We start from the raw sequence: 20,230 nt of genomic DNA on the forward strand, positions 1-20,230 counted from the left end.
ATGATGAACCTCGCCGAGTATCGTCGACACGGGAGCCGGCTCGCGGACTATTTGCCGTGGGCGGCCCTCGTTGGCCCGGGCATCGTCATCAACAAGGACGGCAGCTTCCAGCGCACGGCGCGCTTCCGCGGGCCGGACCTCGATTCCGCGGTGCCTGCTGAGCTGGGGGCGGTGGCAGGTCGCCTCAACAGTGCCTTCCGTCGTCTCGGCTCCGGCTGGGCACTGTTCGTGGAAGCCCAGCGGCACGAGGCGGGCGCCTATCCCGAGAGCCTCTTCCCCGATCCCGCCTCCGCGCTGGTGGAGGCCGAGCGCAAGGCGGGCTTCGCCGAGGCCGGCAGCCATTTCGAATCCAGCTATTTCCTCACCTTCTGTTGGCTGCCCCCGGCGGAGGATGCCGCACGGGCGGAGAGCTGGCTCTATGAGGGGCGTGGGCGCGAGGGTGTCGATCCCCGCGAAGCATTGGATGGCTTCGTGGATCGGACAGACCGGGTGCTCCGGCTGGTCGAAGCCTTCATGCCGGAGTGCCGTTGGCTCGATGACGCCGAGACCCTGACCTATCTGCACGGCTGTGTCTCGACACGGCGCCAGCGGGTCCGTATCCCCGAGACGCCTATGTATGTCGACGCGCTCCTCGCCGACCAGCCGCTCACCGGCGGGCTGGAGCCTATGTTGGGCGCGGAGCACTTGCGTGTCCTCACCATCGTCGGCTTCCCGACGGCGACGACACCTGGGATCCTCGACGACCTCAACCGGCTGGCCTTCCCCTATCGGTGGTCGACCCGGGCCATCCTCCTCGATAAGACCGACGCGACCCGGCTGCTCACGAAAATCCGCAGGCAGTGGTTCGCCAAACGCAAGTCCATCGCCGCCATCCTCAAGGAGGTGATGACCAACGAAGCTTCGGTGCTGGTGGATTCGGATGCCGCCAACAAGGCGGAGGACGCCGACCTCGCCCTACAGGAGCTCGGCGCCGACCATGCCGGCATTGCCTATGTCACCGCCACGGTGACCGTCTGGGATGCTGATCCCCGCGTCGCCGACGAGAAGCTCCGGGCCGTGGAGAAGGTGATCCAGGGCCGGGACTTCACCGCCATGGTCGAGACCATCAACGTAGTGGACGCCTGGCTCGGCAGCCTGCCGGGGCATGTCTACGCCAATGTCCGCCAGCCCCCCGTCTCCACCCTCAACCTCGCGCACATGATCCCGCTCTCGGCCGTGTGGGCCGGAGACGAGCAGGACGGGCATTTTGCGGCACCCCCGCTGTTCTATGGCAAGACGGAGGGCTCCACCCCGTTCCGCTTCTCGCTCCATGTGGGAGACGTGGGCCATACGCTGGTAGTGGGACCGACCGGTGCCGGCAAGTCCGTGCTGCTGGCGCTCATGGCCCTGCAGTTCCGGCGCTATGCCGGATCCCAGGTGTTCGCCTTCGACTTCGGCGGCAGCATCCGAGCGGCGGCCCTCGCCATGGGTGGCGACTGGCACGATCTCGGTGGAAGCCTCGCGGAGGATAGCACCGCGCTCCAGCCGCTCGCCCGCGTCGATGAGCTTTCCGAGCGCAGCTGGGCGGCGGACTGGATCGCGGCGATCCTCACCCGGGAAGGCATCTCGATCACCCCGGAGGTGAAGGAACATATCTGGTCGGCGCTTTCGTCGCTCGCTTCCGCGCCCGTTGAAGAGCGCACGCTGACCGGCCTCGCCGTCCTTTTCCAGTCCAATGCGCTAAAGCAGGCCCTGCGGCCCTATTGCATCGGCGGCGCCCATGGCCGCCTGCTCGATGCCGAGGCGGAGCATCTGGGGCAGGCGTCCGTCCAGGCCTTCGAGACCGAGGGGCTGATCGGCACTAGCGCGGCGCCGGCGGTGCTCTCCTATCTCTTCCACCGCATCGAGGACCGGCTGGACGGATCGCCCACCCTCCTCATCATCGACGAGGGATGGCTGGCGCTCGATGATCCGGGCTTCACCGGGCAGCTCCGGGAATGGCTGAAGACCCTTCGTAAGAAGAACGCCAGCGTCGTCTTCGCCACCCAGTCCCTCTCGGATATCGACGGCTCCGCCATCGCCCCCGCCATCATAGAAAGCTGCCAGACGCGGCTACTGCTCCCCAACGAGCGGGCGGTGGAGCCCCAGATCACGGCCATCTACCGGCGCTTCGGCCTCAACGACCGGCAGATCGAGATCCTCGCCCGGGCAACACCCAAGCGGGACTATTACTGCCAGTCCCGGCGCGGCAACCGCCTGTTCGAGCTCGGCCTGTCGCAGGTGGCTCTGGCCCTGTGCGCCACTTCGTCCAAGACCGACCAGGCCGCGCTCTCGCAGATCTTTGCCGAGCAGGGGCGCGGCGGCTTCCTCGCCGCCTGGCTGCACCATCGCGGCCTCGGCTGGGCCGCCGACCTCATTCCCACCCTCGACAATCTGGAGACACGCCCATGATCCGCAGCTCATTGCGGGCGGTACTTCTGGCCGCGCCGCTCCTCGCGTACTCGCTGGCTCCGGCGGCCGCGCAATATGTGGTCTACGACCCTTCCAACTATGCCCAGAACCTCCTTCAGGCGGCTCGCGCCCTGCAGCAGGTCACCAACCAGATCACCTCGCTGCAAAACGAAGCGCAGATGCTGATCAACCAGGCCCGCAACCTCGCGAGCCTGCCATACTCCTCTCTCAGCGCGCTCCAGCAGTCGGCCCAGCGCACGCAGCAACTGCTCGGGCAGGCGCAGAAGATCGCCTATGACGTCGGTGCCATCGATCGGGCCTTCCAGGGTCAGTACGGCTCGGTCTCCCTGAGCGCCTCGGACGCCGTCCTCGTCACCCAAGCGAAGGGCCGCTGGGAGACCACGGTCGCCGGCCTCCAGGATGCGTTGCGGGTGCAAGCGGGTGTCGTCGGCAATCTCGACAGCAGCCGCACCCAGGCTTCGACGCTGGCGGGCCAAAGCCAGGCGGCAACCGGCGCGCTGCAAGCCATGCAGGCGGGCAACCAGCTCCAGGCGCTCCAGGCGCAGCAACTCTCCGACCTCACGGCGGTGGTCGCCGCCAATGGCCGGGCGCAGGCCCTGTCCGAAGCTGAACGGGCGACCGCGGTGTCGGAGGGGCAGGAGCGCTACCGGCGCTTCTCCACCCCGTCGAGCTACCAGCCGTCCGCCGTCACCATGTTTCGCGGGAACTGAGGGCGGGCCATGGATCAGAGCACCGTGCTCAGAACCCTTGTTGTCGCCGGGCTGGTCGGGTCGGTGATCGCGACCCTGGCAATGGCCTCCGGCCGGGAGACGGAGCCGGTCACTTCGATCCACGTCCCGGCTGGAAGCGTCTCCTCGGCCGACCTGAAGAGCTGCGCCACGCTTGAGCAGGCCGATCCCGTCGACCCGCGCTGCGCTGCCCTCTGGGAGGCGAACCGCCGCCGCTTCTTCGGCAAGCCCGCGGACGGAGCGGCACCATGAACGACGTCGGCGTCATCGACACCTTCCTCAACACCTTCACCAGCTACATCGATTCCGGCTTCGGCCTGATCAAGGGCGAGGTGACGGGTCTCTCCTCCATCCTGATCGCCCTCGACATCACGCTCGCCGGCCTGTTCTGGGCCTGGGGCGCGGACGAGGACGTGATGCGCCGGCTGGTGAGGAAGACCCTCGGCATCGGCTTCTTCGCCTGGATCATCGGCAACTTCAACGCGCTTTCGAAGATCGTGTTCGAGAGCTTTGCCGGGCTCGGCCTCAAGGCCGGCGGGTCGACCATCAGCACGGCGGAGTTCCTGCGGCCGGGGCGCCTCGCGGAAGTGGGGCTCACCGCCGGCCAGCCGCTGCTGGATGCCGCGAGCCAGCTCACCGGGCCGGTGGCGCTCTTCGTCAATGCCGTGCAGATCGCCGTGCTGCTGGTCTCATGGCTCCTGATCCTGATCGCCTTCTTCATCCTGGCGGTGCAGCTCTTCGTCACCCTCATCGAGTTCAAGCTGACGACGCTCGCCGGCTTCGTCCTCATCCCCTTCGCCTTCTTCGGCAAGACCGCCTTCCTCGCCGAGAAAGTGCTCGGCAACGTCGTCGCGTCAGGCGTGAAGGTGATGGTGCTCGCCGTCATCGTCGGTATCGGCTCGGGGCTGTTCTCTCAATTCACCACCTCCTATGGCGATGCCCAGCCGACCATCAGCCAGGCCCTGTCCGCCGTGCTGGCAGCGCTCGCGCTGCTTGGGCTCGGCATCTTCGGGCCAGGAATTGCCACGGGACTGATCACTGGCGCGCCGCAACTCGGGGCGGGCGCTGCAGTCGGGACCGGCCTTGCTGCGGGAGGTGTTGGGCTCGCGGGCGCCGGCGCCACTGGCCTCACGGTGCGAGGGGCAGGTGCTGCGCTCGCCGGAACAGCCGCTGCGGCTCGTGCTGGCGTGAGCCTCGCCGGAGGAGCCGCATCCGCGTACAGCGCGGGAGCTGCCGGTCAATCCGGGGTGTCTGGCGTCGCGGGTGGCCTTGGTGGTGTCGCGCGCGCTGGGGCAGCGGCGGCAGCCTCTCCGTTGCGCGGATCGGCCTCCGTCTCGTCGACCTCTGGAGCCAATTCCACCTCGCCGAGCACTCCGGCCTGTTCCGGTGATGTTCCCGAGTGGGCCCAACGCATGCGGCGCTCCCAGCAGGTCGCCCATGGCATCCAGACCGCAACCCATGCGGTGCGATCCGGCGACAGCCATGGCGGTGGCTCCTCCATCTCCCTCTCCGAAAGCGATCGCCCATGACGCCCTTCAAGCGACCGTCGGTCCGTTACGGCCGATCTCCCGAACCCGAGACGCCGTATCAGCGTGCAGCCCAGGTCTGGGATGACCGCATCGGCTCGGCCCGGGTCCAGGCCAAGAACTGGCGCCTCATGGCCTTCGGTTGCCTCGCACTCTCGGCCGGCCTCTCCGGGGCCCTGGCGTGGCAGGCCCTGAACGGCTCGGTGGTCCCATGGGTCGTCCAGGTGGACAAGCTTGGGCAGGCTCAGGCGGTGGCGCCCGCCACCTCGGACTATCGCCCTTCCGATCCCCAGATCGCCTTCCACCTCGCCCGCTTCATCGAGGAGGTGCGCAGCATCTCCGCCGATCCCGTCATCGTGCGGCAGAACTGGCTCAGGGCCTATGCCTATACGACGCAGGTCGGTGCGGTCGCCCTCAACGACTATGCCCGCGCCAACGATCCCTTCGCCCGGGTCGGCAAGCAACAGGTCGCGGTGGAGGTCTCGAGCGTGATCCGGGCCTCGCCGGACTCCTTCCGCATTGCCTGGATCGAGCGTCGCTACCAGGACGGCAGCCTCGCCGACACCGCCCGCTGGAGCGCCATCCTCACCGTCGTGGTGCAGGCGCCGCGGGATGCCGAGCGCCTCCGGGCCAATCCACTCGGGATCTACGTCAACGCCATCAACTGGTCTAAGGAGCTCGCACAATGACGCCGGCCATCCGCACATCCGGGAGGCCGGCATTCCGGGGCCTCTCGTCTCAGGTTCTCCGTGGGTCCGGCTTGCCGGTTCTGCTGATTTGCACATCGGCATTGGCGGGTTGCGCCACCTTCGAGAAGCCGCCCGAGATCGAATATGACGATGCTCCGCCCGCCGTCTTCAAGGCAGAGCCGCCGAGGCCGGTGCGCATCGTCGAGCTGCCGAAGCCTTTGCCGCTGCCGGGCCAGCTGAAGCCGGTGGGAAAGGATGGCAAGGCAGAACCGGAAGCGACCGATCCTGCAGCTCGTGTGAACCAGGCCAATGCCGCCGCCCGGGTCCAGCCGGTGCGCAATGGCTTCATCAATTCCATGCAGATCTATCCCTTCGTGGAGGGCGCGCTCTACCAGGTCTATGCCGCGCCCGGCCAAGTCACCGACATCGCGCTGCAGCCCGGAGAGCAGTTGGTGGGCACGGGGCCCGTGGCCGCCGGCGACACGGTGCGCTGGATCATCGGCGACACCGAGAGCGGAGCGGGAACGGCCAAGCAGGTCCACATCCTGGTGAAGCCCACGCGACCGGACCTCACCACCAATCTCGTCATCAACACCAATCTGCGCACCTATCACATGGAGCTGCGGTCCACCGAAAAGACCTACATGGCCTCGGTCTCCTGGCAGTACCCTCAGGACCAGCTCATCGCCCTGCGGCGCCAGAATGCCGAGGCCCAGGCGGTGCAACCCGTCGCCAACGGCATCGACCTCACGAAGGTCAATTTCCGCTACGAGGTGAGCGGCGATCGAGCACCGTGGCGGCCACTACGCGCCTTCGACGATGGCCAGCAGGTGTTCATCGAGTTTCCCCGGGGCATTGCTCAGGGCGAGATGCCCCCGCTGTTCGTGGTCGGTCCGCAAGGTGACACCTCCGAGCTCGTGAACTATCGCGTGCGCGGCACCTACATGATCGTGGATAGGCTGTTCGCCGCAGCCGAGCTGCGCTTCGGTGCGGACAAGGACCAGAAGCGCGTGCGCATCTCCCGCACCGACGGGAGACCTGTCCTATGAACGGCATCGAATCCGGGAAGGAGAAAGGGCCGGGACCGGTCGGCGATGACGGCGCCCGACCGCTGACGGGAGAAGCCGGGGCGGCCATGCGGTTGCGGCCGGAGCCGCCGCGGGTGACCCGCCTGTCCCGAAAGGTATTGGCCGGGCTGGGCCTGGTTGCTGGCCTCGGGATCGGTGGGGCGCTGATCTACGCCCTACAGGTGCGGAAAGACCACGGTCCGGGGGAAGAACTCTACGCCACCGACGTCAAGGCGACACCGGACGGGCTTGCCGGCCTGCCGAAGGACTACACCGGGATCCCAAAGCTGGGACCGCCGCTACCGGGAGACCTTGGCCGGCCGATCCTCAATGCGCATACGGGAACCCAGCCGCCGATGCCCACGATGGGCGGCATGCCCAATCCGGCCCTGAGTCCCGAGGAGCAGCGCCAGCAGCAGGAGAGTGAGGCCGCGCGGACCGGACGGCTGTTTGCCCAGACCAATACACGGCCGGCGAACCCCATCATGGCACAACAGGTGAATGCGGCCTCTGGGACCGCCGCGGCACCTCTCCCTGATCTCCCGTCCCTCGGCCTCGCCCCGCCGGCGGCGACCCCGACGGCCCAGGAGCGGCAGACGGCCTTCCTCAACCAGGCGGTCGACCGACGCACCGTGTCGCTCGACCGCGTCGCAGTTCCGGCCTCGGCCAATATCCTGCAGGCGGGCGCGGTCATCCCTGCAGCGCTGATCACCGGCATCCGTTCCGATCTGCCCGGCCAAATCACCGCCCAGGTGACCGAGAATGTCCATGACAGCCCGACCGGCCGGATCCTCCTGATTCCGCAGGGTACCCGCATCATCGGCCAGTACGACAGCGGCGTCGGCTTCGGGCAGCGCCGGGTCCTTCTCGTATGGACCCGCCTCATCTTTCCCAATGGTCGCTCCATCGTGCTGGAGCGACAGCCAGGCGCCGACGCCGAGGGCTATGCCGGCCTGGAAGATGGCGTCGACTATCACTGGGGTGAGCTATTCAAAGCCGCGGTGCTCTCCACCATTCTAAGCGTCGGGGCGAGCGCAGGCTCGTCCGGCAGCGACAGCGACCTTGCGAGCGCCCTGCGCGAGGGTGCCTCCGACAGCATCAGCCAGACCGGTCGGCAAATCGTCCAGCGCCAGCTCAACATCGCGCCGACGCTGAACATCCGACCGGGGTACCCGGTGCGGGTGATCGTCACGCGCGACCTCGTTCTTGAAACCTATGGAGGCTGAAATGCCGAAGCTGAAGCTGACCGAGATCCTCGACGACAAACCGGTGAAGGTGACGGTGGAACTGCCGGCGAAGCTGCATCGCGACCTTGTCGCTTATGGGCAGGTCCTGAGCGAGGAGAAGCGGAGCACGCTCTCTGATCCGGTTAGGCTCATCGTGCCGATGCTTGAGCGGTTCATCGCGACGGATCGGGCATTCGCCAAGGCCCAACGTTCGCGAGGGAGCTCCGCCTCTATGCCGTTTCCTGGGACATCTTCCGGGCAAGGCTGATCAGCACGCGCGCAGCCGGATTGTCGTTGCGCGCGGAAAAAATCATGAAGAATGGCAGTCTTTCCTCTGCGATTGGACGATAGACGACCCCTGGGATGGAGATCGTCGTCTCCGATTGAATAACGAGGGCGATGCCGCGCCGGGCCGCGACCAGCCCCAGGAGGCTGTAGCGGCCCACGCGCTGCACTTTTATGGTTGCGCGCATGTTAAGTTCTTCGAGACGCCCCACGATATAGTCCCGCACCTCCAAACCTAAGGCCCCTGGACGTACCAGGAAAACTTCGTCCGCCAGGTCGGACCAGGACAACTGCTCCTTTGGCGCGAGGGGATGGGAGACAGGCAAGGCAACGGACAGGCTTTCCGTCCACAAGTGAACGGCATCACAGTCGTGCACGTTCAGCCGACCGATTGTAAAGGCGACGTCGGTCTCAAGCTGTCTGACGGACATAGAATGCTCGCGCGCCGACGCATCCACGAAATCGACTTGCACGCCCGGATACCTGTCGTCATATGCATGGAACAATCGCGCAAGGAAGCCAGACGCGAGGGAGGAGAACAGGCCGACCGTGAGTTGCCCGCTGGCACTCCCGCCGATCGCCCGGACCTCTCGCGTTCCTTCTTCGATCTGCTCCATGGCATGATGTGCGCGGCGAAAGAACCGCTGCCCGGCCAAGGTGAGGCTTACACCCCCTGGGTGTCTCAAGAACAATGATGCGACGAGCTGATCTTCCAGATCCCGTATGCGGCGACTAACAGCAGATTCTTGGACGCCAGCAATGCCGGCGGCTTTTCGGAAGCTCCCCGCTATTGCCGAGTTATAAAAATAAATTATACCTTTAGTGCTTATGTATTTTATTGATTTTTTCAATTGAAACGTTCTCATTTTCTAATGAGTGATGCGATTATCATGTAAATTCAACTAATTTAAATGTTACTAATTTAATTATAACAAAATCACTTCAAGTTTGCTTCGGATTATGAATTTTGCCTCTTCAACGATCCTGTCGATGAGCTCTTTGACTGTGGGGGTGTCGTTGATCAGGCCAGCGACCATCCCGCAGCTCCAGGCGCCGGCATTCACGTCGCCTTCCTGCATGACACGGGGATATACACCAACGACTTCTTGATGAATATCCTCGAACATAATTGATGACCCAAGTGCTGCTTCCTTCCTTAGCAGTCTCTCGACGCCAATGTTTTTCAATACTCGTTCGGTATTACGGAGCGGGCGCATGACGAGCCGCAGCCGGCTCTCCCCCTTCGCGAATGCCAGCAATCCGAAGTAATTAGGGCTCGTACCGACCGATAAAAGGTGTCACCGGATGGATGATCGTGCGATCCTGGTAATGGGGGCTGGCGATGCTTTGGGGGGCGCGATAGCCCGCCGGTTTGGCCGCGAGGGGTATATCGCCTGCGTCGCGCGCCGGGACGGTCAAAAGCTGGCACCCCTCGTGGAAGCCATTCAGGCAGAAGGAGGGAAGGCTGTTCCGTTCAGCGTCGACGCCCGAAAAGAAGACGCAGTCATCGGACTCGTGAACACGATCGAGCGGGAGATAGCACCGCTCGAAGCCGTCGTCTTCAACATCGGGGCAAACGTCACCTTTCCTTTTCTCGAAACAACGGCGCGCGTCTACTCAAAGGTGTGGGAAATGGCGTGCTTCGCGGGCTTCTTGACGGGACGGGAGGCCGTGCGCGTGATGCTTCCGCGTGGACGCGGCACTGTTATCTTCACAGGAGCTTCCGCCAGCCTACGTGGGCGTCCGGGATACGCGGCTTTCAACGCCGCCAAACATGCCCTTCGGGCCACCGCACAGAGCATGGCCAAGGAGTTCGCACCTCAAGGACTGCATGTCGCCCACGTCATTATCGACGGGGCTATCGACACGGCCTGGATCAAGGAAAATTTCCCCCAACGCTATGCCCTCAGGGATCAAGGCGGCATTCTCGACCCGGCCCACATAGCCGAGAACTACTGGACGCTTCATCAGCAGCCGCGTGATGCCTGGACGCATGAATTGGATTTGCGCCCCTGGATGGAAACTTGGTGACGGAGCACCCATGGCCACCAGCTTTCACAACGTCGATTTCTATTTTGATTATGGAAGCCCGAATTCATATCTCGCCTATAGGCGGCTTCCTGCCATTGTTGAGCGTACGGGCGCCACCGTAGAATACATCCCAATAGCTCTCGGTGCCGTATTTCTAGCAACGCAGAATCATTCGCCGGCGGCGGTGAGCGCAAAGCGGAAAAATTCGTCGTTTGATTTGCGAAGATTTTCGAATAAATATGAAATTGAATTCAACGAAAATCCATTTTTTCCAATAAATAGTCTTCAGTTGATGCGTGGAGGGGTCGCCGCGTTGGAGGTCGGAGTTTTCGAGCGGTACTCAGAAGCAATATGGCGTGCGATGTGGGTGGGGATGAAAAATCTCGGAGATCCGCAGGTATTTCGAAGTGTTATTTCTGATGTAGATATAGACTGTGACGGTTTAATAGCGTTGGCTTCAGCATATACCGTCAAGGAAAAGTTGCGAACGCTAACCGACGCGGCCGTCCATCGGGGAGTATTTGGAGCTCCAACTTTTTTCGTAAAAGACGAAATGTTTTTTGGGCAAGATCGATTGGATTTTGTCGAGGATGCCCTGAGGGGGCGAACATACGTCAAATAGAAAACTTAATCTAAGGCCGGTGCAGGATCCGGGGGGCGCAAGCTGTCAGGCGGCGTGAATTTTGGAGATGTTTCCGATCATGTCCTTAGATGCGCGACTTGTTGTATTTGTGCACGGCTATCGCGATGATGCAGAGACATGGAGGTTTGTACGCGCGCGTCTCGAAGGGATGGGCCTGGCGACGCTTGCCATAAAACTCTGCCAGGCCGGTCTTGGGCAAGAATCAGCGCAGATTCTCGATCATTACGCGATGCAAGTACTTTCTGAGATCGGAAAGGTAGCTCCGACGAAGCGCTTCTTAATCGTCGGTCATAGCATGGGAGCGCAAGTGGCCGAGCTCGCGGCCTCACAGCTCCCACCGAAGCGCCTAGCCGGACTTGTGCTAGTCACCCCGGCGCCTCTGGCTGGATATGCATTGCCTGAGGCAGAATATGCACGCTTCGCAGCAAGTGCTAGACAGACAAATCCCGCAAACATCGAAGCTGCGTGGCGAGCCCTGTCGCCTAACGCCGGAGACGCGGGAATTGCCGAGTTGGTTCGCGCCACCCTGAATACCTCCGAAGCCTTTGCGTTAGAGCAGTTGAGGGCCTGGACCGGTGGGCATCCTGCCGGTCAAATGTCCTTTCCCTTAAACGTTCCCGTATTAATTATCGCGGCAGAGCAGGATTTTTTCTTCACAAAGCGTCTCATCAGAGACACTATACTTCCGCGCTTCCGCAACCCGGCCTTTGAGATAATAGACGAATCCGGACATTGGGCGCATGTGGAGAATCCACGCCTACTGGCTATGGCCATCTCCCGCTTCGCCTCCAGGCTATCAGTTGAGTTTTGATGAACCTCCAATAGTTCCTTGCGAAAGAATGTTGGGAGTTTGATCTCGATCTGACAATGGAGAATGTGGCATAGGTCTCCTCAGGGGCTACTAGCTTGTTGCGCGGGTTCCGGACCGCTCACCATCGCTGACAGAAGTGACCCATACGTTCCTTTGTGCTGTAGTGGCGCAGCTTGGCGCCCGTCGTTAGCCAAGTGGGCCTGCCTTATTTGGTAGATCGCAATGCTATCTGCGCTCGAAGCGCCAGCAGTCGCCCTCCAACACCTGGGCCATCTCACCGGCACGAACGAGATGACGCAGATGAGCCAGAGCCTCGCTCAGGCCAAAGCCGATCTGCGGTACGGGAAGGGGCCGAAACAGGACGCTCAACGTGTCCATCACGGTTCGCGGCTCGGTGCAGAACTCCATCAGCTTGTCGAGCCGTTCCCTGTGGTGGGCGCGCAAGGCGGCGATGCGCGGGTGGAGGCCCATGAAGGGATCGCCGTGCGAGGGCAGGACCAGCGTGTCCTCGGGCAAGGCCTCCGAACTTGGTCAATGAAGCCAGGAAGGCCGCAAGTGGGTCGGAGACGGGATCGGAAGCGTAGGAGCCGATATGGGGTGAGATGCGCCCCAGGATCTGGTCTGCCGAGATCAGCATGGAGCGCCCGGCGCTGTAGAGGCAGATCATTTCGGGCGCGTGGCCCTCTCCGATCATGACGCGCCATGTAGTGCCGTAGAGGGTGAAGGCGTCGCCCTCCTCAACGCGAAGGTAGTGATGCGGGAGCGGGCCGACCCACTTGGGATAGATGGTGCCGCGGACCGGCAGGAAATCCAGGAATTCTTGCGGCGCACCGCACCGCCGGACGTGGGCGAGCAGGTGCGCCATCTCTGCGGCGGGGTCCTCGAGCAGGAGGAGGCGCGCCTGCATGAACTCGAGGCGGGTCATGTGGAGATCGAGCCCCGTCTTCTCGTGAAGCCATCCCGCGAGCCCGATATGGTCGGGATGGAAATGGGTCACGAGGAGCCGCGCGATGGGCCGGCCTTCGAGGAGCGGGCTGGCCAGGACGTGCTCGAACAGTGCGCGCGTCGCAGGATCGTCGATGCCGGAATCGATCAGCGTCCAACCGTTGCCATCGCGGAGCAACCAGGCGTTGACCTCGCCAGGAGGAAAGGGAAGGGGGATCTGGATCCGCAGAACATCCGGAGAGACTAGGCTGAGGTGGCTTGAAACTTGGTCAACCCCGTTCATCATCACTGTCCCGCCTGCACATTGTAGGATCGCTTGGCCTCTCGCTCCGTCGGGCGCTGGGGGTGCCACAGATCCTGAACGAGCATTGCAGGCAAAGTAGCCGCCCTCTCCGGCCGCCAGCAATCCTACCTCTGCGCCTTCTACAGGCATTCGGCCAAAGCCGCCGATTGTTCGGAGCCCGTCTATCAATACGAGATCTGCTCGTGGGTTGGACGAGGAGCCGTACGAGTTCGAGGGCTGCGCTGCCGTCGGCATGCAATCCCACCAGCTCACCGGTGGGCAGCCCCATGTCGCCGGAGTTTATAGACAGCTAACTCAGAGCGGGTGGAGCTCCCTAAGGACATGAGGTCTGGAAGCCGTGCCGTCCAGCGCTCCGGGCTTGAAAAGCCATGATGCGGCAGCGGGAGTGCAAAAGTCCGCGGTGAGGAGAGGTGGAGTTTGAGAAGCATAGCCTGGCTTGGGGAAGGCGTTACCCCGCAGCCTGCTCCAGGATTTCCGGGAGGAGCCGATTCTGCGATTCATCTTGGAGACAATATGGAGACAAGAGCCGCCAACCCGGCCGCTGTCTCCATCAAAAATGACACGCCTTCTAAGGCATGTCATTGATTTTTCTTGAGAGAAACTGGAGCGGGCGAAGGGATTCGAACCCTCGACCCCAACCTTGGCAAGGTTGTGCTCTACCCCTGAGCTACACCCGCATCCATTTGCCGGCGAGACAGTGTGTCGGCGGCAGGTGCGGTTCTATAGAAAATGCCGGCGGCGAATGCAACACCCTTTGCATTCTTTCTCCGCCGGCCTGTGGATGGCGCGGCCGGGAAGCGGCCGCAAAGCCTGTTCGCGCAACGCCTGCGGCCACCTCACTCCCGATGGATCGGGTCAATCCACTTCACGTGCTCGGGCTTCTCCACCGGCTCGATGTCGAGATTCACCACCACCGGGTCCTGGCCGGAGCGCACCAGCACGCATTCCAGCGTCTCGTCGGCGGAGGCGTTGATTTCCTGGTGGGGCACATAAGGCGGCACGAAGATGAAGTCGCCGGGACCGGCCTCGGCCACGAACTCCAGATTCTCGCCCCAGCGCATGCGGGCGCGGCCCTTGACCACGTAGATGACGCTTTCGAGATCGCCGTGGTGGTGGGCGCCGGTCTTGGCGTCGGGGTGGATGTGGACGGTGCCGGCCCAGATCTTTTCCGCCCCGGCGCGGGCGCGGTTGATGGCGGTGGCGCGGTTCATGCCCGGGGTCTGGGCGGTATTGGGGTCGAGGCGGTCGCCGGGGATCACCTGCACGCCGTCGGTGCGCCAGTCCTTGTGGTGGTGGTGGTCGGAACCCATCTTTTCCTCCAGAGCGCGCCGGCTCTATTCGTCTCGCGAAACATGCTGCGAACCTTGCCGCGCCTCGCCTGCGAGGCTAGAACGGCGCCAACTTTCCCGCACCCCTTTTCAGGAGACGGCGGCCCATGGCCCCCTATCAGTACGCCTACCACATGCACGGCATGACCAAGACCTATGCCGGCGGCAAGAAGGTGCTCGACAACGTGCACCTCTCTTTCTACCCGGACGCCAAGATCGGCGTGCTGGGCAACAACGGCGCGGGCAAGTCGACCCTGCTGCGCATCATGGCCGGCATCGACAAGGATTTCACCGGCGAGGCGCGCCCCGCCGAGGGCGTGCGCGTGGGCTACCTGCCGCAGGAGCCGGCGCTCGACCCTACCAAGAATGTCCGGCAGAACGTTGAGGACGGGGTGGCCAAGCAGAAGGCCATTCTGGAGCGCTACAACGAACTCGCCATGAACTACTCGGACGAGACCGCGGACGAGATGACCCAGCTTCAGGACGAGATCGAGGCGCAGGGCCTCTGGGATCTCGATTCCAAGGTGGAGCAGGCCATGAACGCGCTGGGCTGCCCACCGGACGACTGGGAGGTGACGCGCCTGTCGGGCGGCGAGCGCCGCCGCGTCGCGCTCTGCCGCCTGCTGCTGGAGCAGCCGGAACTCCTGCTGCTCGACGAGCCCACCAACCATCTCGACGCCGAGACGGTGAACTGGCTGGAAGGTCACCTGCGCACCTATCCGGGCGCGATCCTGATCGTGACCCATGATCGCTACTTCCTCGACAACGTGACCGGCTGGATCCTGGAGCTGGATCGCGGCCGCGGCATTCCCTACGAGGGCAACTACTCTTCCTGGCTCGGGCAGAAGCAGAAGCGCCTCCAGCAGGAGGGTCGCGAGGACGAGGCCCGCCAGCGCGCGCTCTCCCGCGAGCAGGAGTGGATCGGCGCCTCTCCCAAGGCCCGCCAGGCGAAGAACAAGGCGCGTATCCAGCGCTACGAGGAGCTGCTGCAGCGCGCGTCCGAGCGCCAGCCCTCCGCCACCCAGATCGTCATCCCCGTGGCCGAGCGCCTGGGGCAGAACGTCATCGCCTTCGACCATCTCAGCAAGTCGTTCGGCGACAAGATGCTCATCGACGATCTCTCCTTCAAGCTGCCGCCGGGCGGCATCGTCGGCGTCATCGGGCCGAACGGCGCGGGCAAGACCACGCTGTTCCGCATGATCACCGGGCAGGAGAAGCCGGACGGCGGCACCATCTCCATCGGCGACTCGGTCAAGCTCGGCTATGTGGACCAGAGCCGCGATGCCCTCGACGACAAGAAGACCGTGTGGGAGGAAATCTCCGACGGCAACGAGGTGATCTACGTCGGCAAGAAGGAGATCCCCTCGCGCGCCTATTGCGCGGCCTTCAACTTCAAGGGCGGCGACCAGCAGAAGAAGGTGGGCATGCTCTCCGGCGGTGAGCGCAACCGCGTCCACCTCGCCAAGGTGCTCCAGCGCGGCGGCAACGTGCTGCTGCTCGACGAGCCCACCAACGACCTCGATGTGGACACCCTGCGTGCCCTGGAAGAGGCGCTGGAGGATTATGCCGGCTGCGCCGTCATCATCTCGCATGACCGCTTCTTCCTGGACCGCATCGCCACCCACATGCTCGCCTTCGAGGGCGACAGCCACGTGGAATGGTTCGAAGGCAACTTCGCGGACTACGAGGAAGACAAGAAGCGCCGCCTGGGCACGGACTCGGTGATCCCCAAGCGGATTCAGTACAAGAAGTTTTCGCGGTGAGGGGTGGGGTTTGAGGTATAAAGGGAGGGGCGGGAGCCCCTCCGTTGGAGCAGTCATGGCGAAGCGAATTGCTTTTGAAGAAATTCTGAATCAACCGCTGCGCTGGCCAAGACAGGGTGATGAACCGTTTGTTTCCACCAACGAACCTGATGACAATGCTCATATTGCGAGCGATTGGTTCGCGCGCCTAGTCTATATGATGGAAGGGTACAAGGAGGCTGCTGATCGCTTAGTGGAAGCGGCGGAGTTAAATCCAGTAGACCGACATATTCTAGTTTATCCAATTGTATTCAATTATCGTCAATTCATCGAGTTAAATTTAAAGTATCACATTGCCGTATACGGTAGTTCTGTTGGCGTAGGACCTATTTGGAATACTCACAATTTGGTTCAGCTCTGGAGCCATTTTGCAAATATTCTCGAAAAGTATGGGACATCAGACCCAGATGAGGCTGACCCTGTCGTGATGGACGTGATCGCCCAGTTTGCAAAAATCGACGAACAGTCATTTGCATTTCGTTATCCACTAGACAATAAAGGAAATGAAATTCCTCTGACGCGAAGCGACCTAAATTTAAGAACGCTGGCCGACGTCATGAAAGCATTGGATTCATATTTCAAAGGATGTGATAGTTATTTGAGTAGTGCGAGATGGAAGGTATAGTCTAATACGATACCTTAATCTGCGACCCAAAGAAGGGGTGCGGGATAAGCCTGAGATATTTCAAAGCAATAGCCGGCAGGCGCTTGTGAAACCGACCGCACTCAGGTTTTGCCCCGCTGCGCGGGAGTCTTGCGCTGGGCCCCGGATCGGCGCTCCGGCTGCGCCGTCCCTTGTCCGGGGAGTGGCTCCGGCAAAGCCGTCGCCGGGCGGCGGGCACTCTCGCGCCCCGGCCGACTGCAACGGAGCGTAGCGCAGGGAAAGGAGAGCCGGGGCCCAGCGCAACGGCTCGCCGCAGGCGCTTCTGAAACCAGCCGTCCTCGGGTTCTGCCCGCTGCGCGGGAGTCTTGCGCTGGACCCCGGATCGGCGCTCCACCTTCGGTGTCGCTTGTCCGGAGCGCGCTCGCCGCAATCCGGTTGAGCCGGCGGGCCGGGCGGGCCAAGATCGCGCGAACGATCCCTGCCGGAGATGTCCGTGACTGCCCCCGACCTCGACGCCCGCCGCTCGGCGCCCGCGACGCTCAAGAACCGCGGCCCCATCGGCGATCTGCTGCTGCCGCTGCTGCCCCGCTCCGGCACTGTGTTGGAGATCGCCAGCGGCACCGGCGAGCATGCGGTGCATTTCGCCCGCCGCGCGCCGCATCTGGTGTTCCAGCCGTCCGATCCCTCTCCCGCGGCCCGCGCCTCCATCGCCGCCTGGACCGCCGCCGAGGGCCTTGCCAACGTGCGCGACCCCCTCGCCCTCGACGCGGCGGGCGCGGACTGGCCGGTGGGCAAGGTGGACGCCATCGTCTGCATCAACATGATCCACATCAGCCCATGGGATGCGACGGTCGGCCTGATGCGCGGCGCCGGCGCCCGCCTGCCGGCGGACGGCATCCTCTTCACCTACGGCGCCTATCTGCGCGACGACGTGGAGACGGCGCCGAGCAACGTCGCCTTCGATGCGGACCTGCGGCGGCAGGACCCGCGCTTTGGCCTGCGGCACCTCGCCGAGGTGGCGGCGGAGGCGGCGAAGAACGGCCTCGTTCTCGCCCGGGTGGAGGAAATGCCGGCAAACAATCTGTCGCTGGTCTTCCGCAAGGTCGCGACTGTTTCGCCGCGCGGTGTCCCTGTGCCATAGTCGGCGCCGGCGCTTGCCAGAGGCCGGGCCTGATTCTCCGGCCGATGCCCCCGTCCGGGGCCGCCCGCGCGGCGGCCTTCAAGGGGGCCTTCAGCGTTCGAGGACAAAACTCGCTCGGGGAGAACCATGGCGCGCGTCGTCGATCCGTTCATCAAGCTTTCCTCGCCCCGCATCTTCCTGGTGCGGATGCTGGTGTTCCTGGCCCTGTGCGCGGCGCTGGCGGCGGTGCTGCACCGGCAGATCGTCGCCGCCTTCCTCAACAATCCGGGGCTCAACGGCGTCATCTTCGGCGTGCTCGCCGTGGGCATCATCCTCGCCATCCGGCAGGTGTACCGCCTGTTCCCCGAGGTGGACTGGGTGAACTCCTTCCGCCTCGCCGATCCCGGCCTTGCGGTTTCGCGCCCGCCGACGCTGCTGGCGCCCATGGCCGCGCTTCTGGGCGAGCGGCTGGGGCGGATGACCATCTCGCAGGCCACCATGCGCTCCATCCTCGATTCCATCGGCACCCGCCTCGATGAGAGCCGGGACATGGGGCGCTACCTCACGGGCCTGCTCGTCTTCCTCGGCCTGCTCGGCACCTTCTGGGGCCTCTTGGAGACCGTCTCCTCCATAGGCTCGGTCATCGGCGCGCTGCAGGTGGGGCCGGACGTGGGCTCCATCTTCGAGGACATGAAGAGCGGCCTCGCCGCCCCCCTCGGCGGCATGGGCACCGCCTTCTCCTCCTCGCTGTTCGGCCTTTCCGGCTCGCTGGTGCTGGGCTTCCTCGACCTTCAGGCCGGGCAGGCGCAGAACCGCTTCTATACGGACCTCGAGGACTGGCTCTCCACCACCGTGCGCGATCTCGACGACGGGCCGCGCGACCGCGCGCTCGCCGCCGACCGCGAGGCCGCCCCCCGCGTGCCCGCCGCCCCCGCGCAGATCACCCCTGCCGCGCCACTGGCGCTTCCCCCGCCGGTGCTGGACCTCGATCCGCTGGTCTCGGCCATGGGGCGGCTGGAGAAGACCATGACGGAGGCGGGCTCCCAGCGCGTCACCACGGCGCTGGCCCAGCTTGCCGAGAGCCTTCAGGGCCTCGTCACCCACATGCGCTCCGAACAGGCGCTGCTGAAGCAGATGATCGAGCAGCAGCAGGCGCAGCAGGAGCAGATGCGGCGCCTGCTCTCACGGGTCGAGGACGACGCCGGTCCGCGGCGCAACTGAGCGGAGGCAGAACCCATGGCCCTCGGCCGGCGCGGGCGCGACCGCCACATCGACTACTGGCCCGGCTTCGTGGACGCCTTGTCCACGCTGCTCCTCGTCTTCACCTTCCTGTTGTCGGTGTTCATCCTCACCCAGTTCTTCCTGACGCAGGAGATGGCGGGCAAGGATGACGTGATGCAGCGCCTTCAGGCGCAGATCCGCCAGCTCACCGACCTTCTCTCCCTGGAGCGCGCGAACAGCCAGTCCTCCGAGAGCGAGCTGGCCTCGGTGCGCGCCTCCCTCGAAGCCAGCGAGGGCGAGCGCGACAAGCTGCGCGGGCAGGCCATCGCCGTGCCGGCCCCGTCCGACACCGGCCGCGCCAACGCCTTGTCCCGCGAACTCGATCTGCAGAAGGACGTGGCCGCCCGTGCCGCTGCGCAGATCGAGCTGCTCAACCAGCAGATCGCGGCCCTGCGCCGGCAGATGGCGGCGCTGGAGGAGGCGCTCAACATCTCCGAGAAGCGCGACGCCGAGAGCCAGTCCAAGATCACCGACCTCGGGCGCCGGCTCAACGTGGCTCTGGCCCAGCGGGTGCAGGAACTGACCCGCTTCCGCTCCGAATTCTTCGGCCGCCTGCGCGATATCCTCGGCAACCGGCCGGACATCCGCGTGGTGGGCGACCGCTTCGTGTTCCAATCGGAAGTTTTTTTCGACGCCGGCTCGGCGGTGATGAAGCCGGAGGCCATCGCCTCCCTCGACAAGCTGGCGGGCGCCATCCTCGACCTCGAGAAGTCCATCCCGCCGGACATATCCTGGGCGCTGCGCATCGACGGCCACACCGACAACCGTCCCATCTCCACCGCGCAATTCCCCTCCAACTGGGAATTGTCGGCGGCGCGCGCCATCGCGGTGGTGCAGTATCTCATCGCCAAGGGGGTGAGCCCCAGTCACCTCATCGCGGCCGGCTTCGGCGAATACCAGCCCCTCGACACCGGCACCTCCGACGAGGCCCGCGCCCGCAACCGCCGCATCGAGCTGAAGCTGACGGAGAGGTAGGCCGGCAGCGGGGCGAGGCCCCCGCCGGTCGCACGATGGGGGAGGGGAGGCGGGGCGCCGCTACTCCACCAGATCCAGAAAGTGCCGCCCCTGGCGGTCCTCAATCTCCAGCACGAAGATGTCCGGGTCGAACTTCAGCTCGCGGGCGATCCGGGCGTCGGCGTCGGCCTCCGGGCTACCGGGGGCGACCAGCACCGAGAATTTGCGGTCCGCCGGGAAGGATTCATCGAAGGCGGACTGCGGTGCCGGGCCGTAGAGCGCGGCGGTGCCGTCGAGGCGGGCCACCTTCACGAAGATGGCGCCGGCCTCCTCCGCGCCCTTGCGCACCAGGGTCGCATAGCACCCCTCCACCTGGCAGCGGCGGATGAGGGCGGAGACGAAGATCGCGCTCTTGAGGCGCATTCAGGTCAAAGC

The 20,230-nt window shown here is 64.2% G+C and carries 20 protein-coding genes, 1 tRNA gene and 3 pseudogenes; 16 read left to right on the forward strand and 8 right to left on the reverse strand.

All coding sequences use genetic code 11. The features are described from left to right. From trbE to D7006_RS05730, 8 genes are read left to right on the forward strand one after another with little or no spacing between them, the layout of a single operon-like run. A complete protein-coding gene (trbE, locus tag D7006_RS05695) occupies positions 1-2,430 on the forward strand; it encodes a conjugal transfer protein TrbE (RefSeq protein ID WP_237355882.1) in 2,430 nt (809 codons plus the stop codon). Then, positions 2,427-3,161, forward strand: coding sequence for a P-type conjugative transfer protein TrbJ (gene trbJ / locus D7006_RS05700; protein ID WP_237355883.1), 735 nt, complete (start codon positions 2,427-2,429; stop codon positions 3,159-3,161). Before trbE ends, trbJ begins: the two co-directional genes overlap by 4 nt. A gap of 9 nt (positions 3,162-3,170) precedes the next feature. Continuing rightward, entirely contained in the window at positions 3,171-3,431 is a 261-nt protein-coding gene (trbK-alt, locus tag D7006_RS05705) for a putative entry exclusion protein TrbK-alt (RefSeq protein ID WP_237355884.1), read from the forward strand. Then, positions 3,428-4,708 carry a P-type conjugative transfer protein TrbL gene (gene trbL / locus D7006_RS05710; RefSeq protein ID WP_237355885.1) on the forward strand — a complete coding sequence of 427 codons (1,281 nt, stop codon included), beginning with the start codon at positions 3,428-3,430 and terminating at the stop codon, positions 4,706-4,708. Before trbK-alt ends, trbL begins: the two co-directional genes overlap by 4 nt. Then, positions 4,705-5,394, forward strand: coding sequence for a conjugal transfer protein TrbF (trbF, locus tag D7006_RS05715; RefSeq protein ID WP_237355886.1), 690 nt, complete (start codon positions 4,705-4,707; stop codon positions 5,392-5,394). The genes trbL and trbF overlap by 4 nt, the downstream gene beginning before the upstream one ends. Next, a complete protein-coding gene (gene trbG / locus D7006_RS05720) occupies positions 5,391-6,443 on the forward strand; it encodes a P-type conjugative transfer protein TrbG (RefSeq protein WP_237355887.1) in 1,053 nt (350 codons plus the stop codon). Before trbF ends, trbG begins: the two co-directional genes overlap by 4 nt. Continuing rightward, positions 6,440-7,687 carry a TrbI/VirB10 family protein gene (locus tag D7006_RS05725; protein ID WP_237355888.1) on the forward strand — a complete coding sequence of 416 codons (1,248 nt, stop codon included), beginning with the start codon at positions 6,440-6,442 and terminating at the stop codon, positions 7,685-7,687. The genes trbG and D7006_RS05725 overlap by 4 nt, the downstream gene beginning before the upstream one ends. A gap of 1 nt (position 7,688) precedes the next feature. Then, positions 7,689-7,955, forward strand: a complete 267-nt coding sequence (locus D7006_RS05730; protein ID WP_237355889.1) for a DUF2274 domain-containing protein — start codon at positions 7,689-7,691, stop codon at positions 7,953-7,955. On the opposite strand, the gene D7006_RS05735 is transcribed toward D7006_RS05730, so the two are convergent. From D7006_RS05735 to D7006_RS05745, 3 genes and pseudogenes are all read right to left on the reverse strand, one after another. Next, the gene (locus D7006_RS05735) at positions 7,918-8,589 is read right to left on the reverse strand and encodes a LysR family substrate-binding domain-containing protein (RefSeq protein WP_237356860.1); all 672 of its coding nucleotides are present in this window, start codon (positions 8,587-8,589) and stop codon (positions 7,918-7,920) included. The two genes, D7006_RS05730 and D7006_RS05735, sit on opposite strands and share 38 nt — an antisense overlap. Before the next feature lie 39 nt (positions 8,590-8,628). Next, positions 8,629-8,838 (reverse strand): annotated as a pseudogene (locus tag D7006_RS05740) (LysR family transcriptional regulator); the annotation flags it as partial. A 60-nt stretch (positions 8,839-8,898) separates the two neighbouring features. Beyond that, positions 8,899-9,198 (reverse strand): annotated as a pseudogene (locus D7006_RS05745) (nitronate monooxygenase); the annotation flags it as partial. Positions 9,199-9,277: 79 nt separating this feature from the next. On the opposite strand from D7006_RS05745, the gene D7006_RS05750 reads away from it, so the two are divergent. The 3 genes from D7006_RS05750 (at position 9,278) to D7006_RS05760 (ending at position 11,457) form a co-directional block, all read left to right on the forward strand. Further along, positions 9,278-10,003 carry an SDR family oxidoreductase gene (locus D7006_RS05750; protein ID WP_237355890.1) on the forward strand — a complete coding sequence of 242 codons (726 nt, stop codon included), beginning with the start codon at positions 9,278-9,280 and terminating at the stop codon, positions 10,001-10,003. A 10-nt stretch (positions 10,004-10,013) separates the two neighbouring features. Next, positions 10,014-10,625: a 2-hydroxychromene-2-carboxylate isomerase gene (locus D7006_RS05755; protein ID WP_237355891.1), complete on the forward strand. Its 612-nt coding sequence runs from the start codon at positions 10,014-10,016 to the stop codon at positions 10,623-10,625. A gap of 79 nt (positions 10,626-10,704) precedes the next feature. Then, on the forward strand, positions 10,705-11,457 hold the full coding sequence (locus D7006_RS05760) for an alpha/beta fold hydrolase (RefSeq protein WP_237355892.1): 753 nt from the start codon (positions 10,705-10,707) through the stop codon (positions 11,455-11,457). A 225-nt stretch (positions 11,458-11,682) separates the two neighbouring features. Here the strand turns inward: D7006_RS05760 and D7006_RS05765 are convergent, their stop codons facing one another. The 4 genes and pseudogenes from D7006_RS05765 to D7006_RS05780 all read right to left on the reverse strand — a co-directional run bounded on the left by D7006_RS05765 (position 11,683) and on the right by D7006_RS05780 (position 14,016). Further along, complete coding sequence (locus tag D7006_RS05765) at positions 11,683-11,973, reverse strand: hypothetical protein (protein ID WP_237355893.1); 291 nt, start codon at positions 11,971-11,973, stop codon at positions 11,683-11,685. Positions 11,974-12,085: 112 nt separating this feature from the next. Beyond that, positions 12,086-12,940 (reverse strand): annotated as a pseudogene (locus D7006_RS25370) (MBL fold metallo-hydrolase); the annotation flags it as partial. Positions 12,941-13,308: 368 nt separating this feature from the next. Continuing rightward, a tRNA-Gly gene (locus tag D7006_RS05775) sits at positions 13,309-13,383 on the reverse strand. A 159-nt stretch (positions 13,384-13,542) separates the two neighbouring features. Continuing rightward, positions 13,543-14,016, reverse strand: coding sequence for a cupin domain-containing protein (locus D7006_RS05780; protein WP_169122684.1), 474 nt, complete (start codon positions 14,014-14,016; stop codon positions 13,543-13,545). A 125-nt stretch (positions 14,017-14,141) separates the two neighbouring features. Between D7006_RS05780 and ettA the strand changes: the two genes are divergently transcribed. From ettA to D7006_RS05805, 5 genes are all read left to right on the forward strand, one after another. After that, complete coding sequence (gene ettA, locus D7006_RS05785; RefSeq protein ID WP_237355895.1) at positions 14,142-15,797, forward strand: energy-dependent translational throttle protein EttA; 1,656 nt, start codon at positions 14,142-14,144, stop codon at positions 15,795-15,797. 55 nt (positions 15,798-15,852) lie between these two features. Then, positions 15,853-16,461 (forward strand): hypothetical protein, encoded by a 609-nt coding sequence (locus D7006_RS05790; RefSeq protein WP_237355896.1) that lies wholly within the window; start codon positions 15,853-15,855, stop codon positions 16,459-16,461. Between the two features lie 472 nt (positions 16,462-16,933). After that, positions 16,934-17,581: a DUF938 domain-containing protein gene (locus tag D7006_RS05795; RefSeq protein ID WP_237355897.1), complete on the forward strand. Its 648-nt coding sequence runs from the start codon at positions 16,934-16,936 to the stop codon at positions 17,579-17,581. A gap of 126 nt (positions 17,582-17,707) precedes the next feature. Beyond that, positions 17,708-18,781 (forward strand): flagellar motor protein MotA, encoded by a 1,074-nt coding sequence (locus tag D7006_RS05800; RefSeq protein ID WP_237355898.1) that lies wholly within the window; start codon positions 17,708-17,710, stop codon positions 18,779-18,781. Between the two features lie 15 nt (positions 18,782-18,796). Next, positions 18,797-19,816, forward strand: a complete 1,020-nt coding sequence (locus tag D7006_RS05805; protein ID WP_169122678.1) for a peptidoglycan -binding protein — start codon at positions 18,797-18,799, stop codon at positions 19,814-19,816. 60 nt (positions 19,817-19,876) lie between these two features. Here D7006_RS05805 and D7006_RS05810 read toward each other — a convergent pair whose 3' ends face one another. Continuing rightward, positions 19,877-20,218 carry a DUF1491 family protein gene (locus tag D7006_RS05810; protein WP_029555194.1) on the reverse strand — a complete coding sequence of 114 codons (342 nt, stop codon included), beginning with the start codon at positions 20,216-20,218 and terminating at the stop codon, positions 19,877-19,879. Positions 20,219-20,230: the final 12 nt, after the last annotated feature.

Source organism: Xanthobacter sp. YC-JY1 (assembly GCF_021730305.1).
GTDB classification, from domain to species: domain Bacteria; phylum Pseudomonadota; class Alphaproteobacteria; order Rhizobiales; family Xanthobacteraceae; genus Xanthobacter; species Xanthobacter flavus.

Excerpts from the sequence above, each read along its gene's own strand:
- trbE (WP_237355882.1), top strand. The coding sequence starts at position 1 with ATGATGAACCTCGCCGAGTATCGTCGACACGGGAGCCGGCTCGCGGAC.
- trbJ (WP_237355883.1), top strand. The coding sequence starts at position 2,427 with ATGATCCGCAGCTCATTGCGGGCGGTACTTCTGGCCGCGCCGCTCCTC.
- trbK-alt (WP_237355884.1), top strand. The coding sequence starts at position 3,171 with ATGGATCAGAGCACCGTGCTCAGAACCCTTGTTGTCGCCGGGCTGGTC.
- trbL (WP_237355885.1), top strand. The coding sequence starts at position 3,428 with ATGAACGACGTCGGCGTCATCGACACCTTCCTCAACACCTTCACCAGC.
- trbF (WP_237355886.1), top strand. The coding sequence starts at position 4,705 with ATGACGCCCTTCAAGCGACCGTCGGTCCGTTACGGCCGATCTCCCGAA.
- trbG (WP_237355887.1), top strand. The coding sequence starts at position 5,391 with ATGACGCCGGCCATCCGCACATCCGGGAGGCCGGCATTCCGGGGCCTC.
- D7006_RS05725 (WP_237355888.1), top strand. The coding sequence starts at position 6,440 with ATGAACGGCATCGAATCCGGGAAGGAGAAAGGGCCGGGACCGGTCGGC.
- D7006_RS05730 (WP_237355889.1), top strand. The coding sequence starts at position 7,689 with ATGCCGAAGCTGAAGCTGACCGAGATCCTCGACGACAAACCGGTGAAG.
- D7006_RS05735 (WP_237356860.1), bottom strand. The coding sequence starts at position 8,589 with ATGGAGCAGATCGAAGAAGGAACGCGAGAGGTCCGGGCGATCGGCGGG.
- D7006_RS05750 (WP_237355890.1), top strand. The coding sequence starts at position 9,278 with ATGGATGATCGTGCGATCCTGGTAATGGGGGCTGGCGATGCTTTGGGG.
- D7006_RS05755 (WP_237355891.1), top strand. The coding sequence starts at position 10,014 with ATGGCCACCAGCTTTCACAACGTCGATTTCTATTTTGATTATGGAAGC.
- D7006_RS05760 (WP_237355892.1), top strand. The coding sequence starts at position 10,705 with ATGTCCTTAGATGCGCGACTTGTTGTATTTGTGCACGGCTATCGCGAT.
- D7006_RS05780 (WP_169122684.1), bottom strand. The coding sequence starts at position 14,016 with ATGGGTTCCGACCACCACCACCACAAGGACTGGCGCACCGACGGCGTG.
- ettA (WP_237355895.1), top strand. The coding sequence starts at position 14,142 with ATGGCCCCCTATCAGTACGCCTACCACATGCACGGCATGACCAAGACC.
- D7006_RS05790 (WP_237355896.1), top strand. The coding sequence starts at position 15,853 with ATGGCGAAGCGAATTGCTTTTGAAGAAATTCTGAATCAACCGCTGCGC.
- D7006_RS05800 (WP_237355898.1), top strand. The coding sequence starts at position 17,708 with ATGGCGCGCGTCGTCGATCCGTTCATCAAGCTTTCCTCGCCCCGCATC.
- D7006_RS05805 (WP_169122678.1), top strand. The coding sequence starts at position 18,797 with ATGGCCCTCGGCCGGCGCGGGCGCGACCGCCACATCGACTACTGGCCC.
- D7006_RS05810 (WP_029555194.1), bottom strand. The coding sequence starts at position 20,218 with ATGCGCCTCAAGAGCGCGATCTTCGTCTCCGCCCTCATCCGCCGCTGC.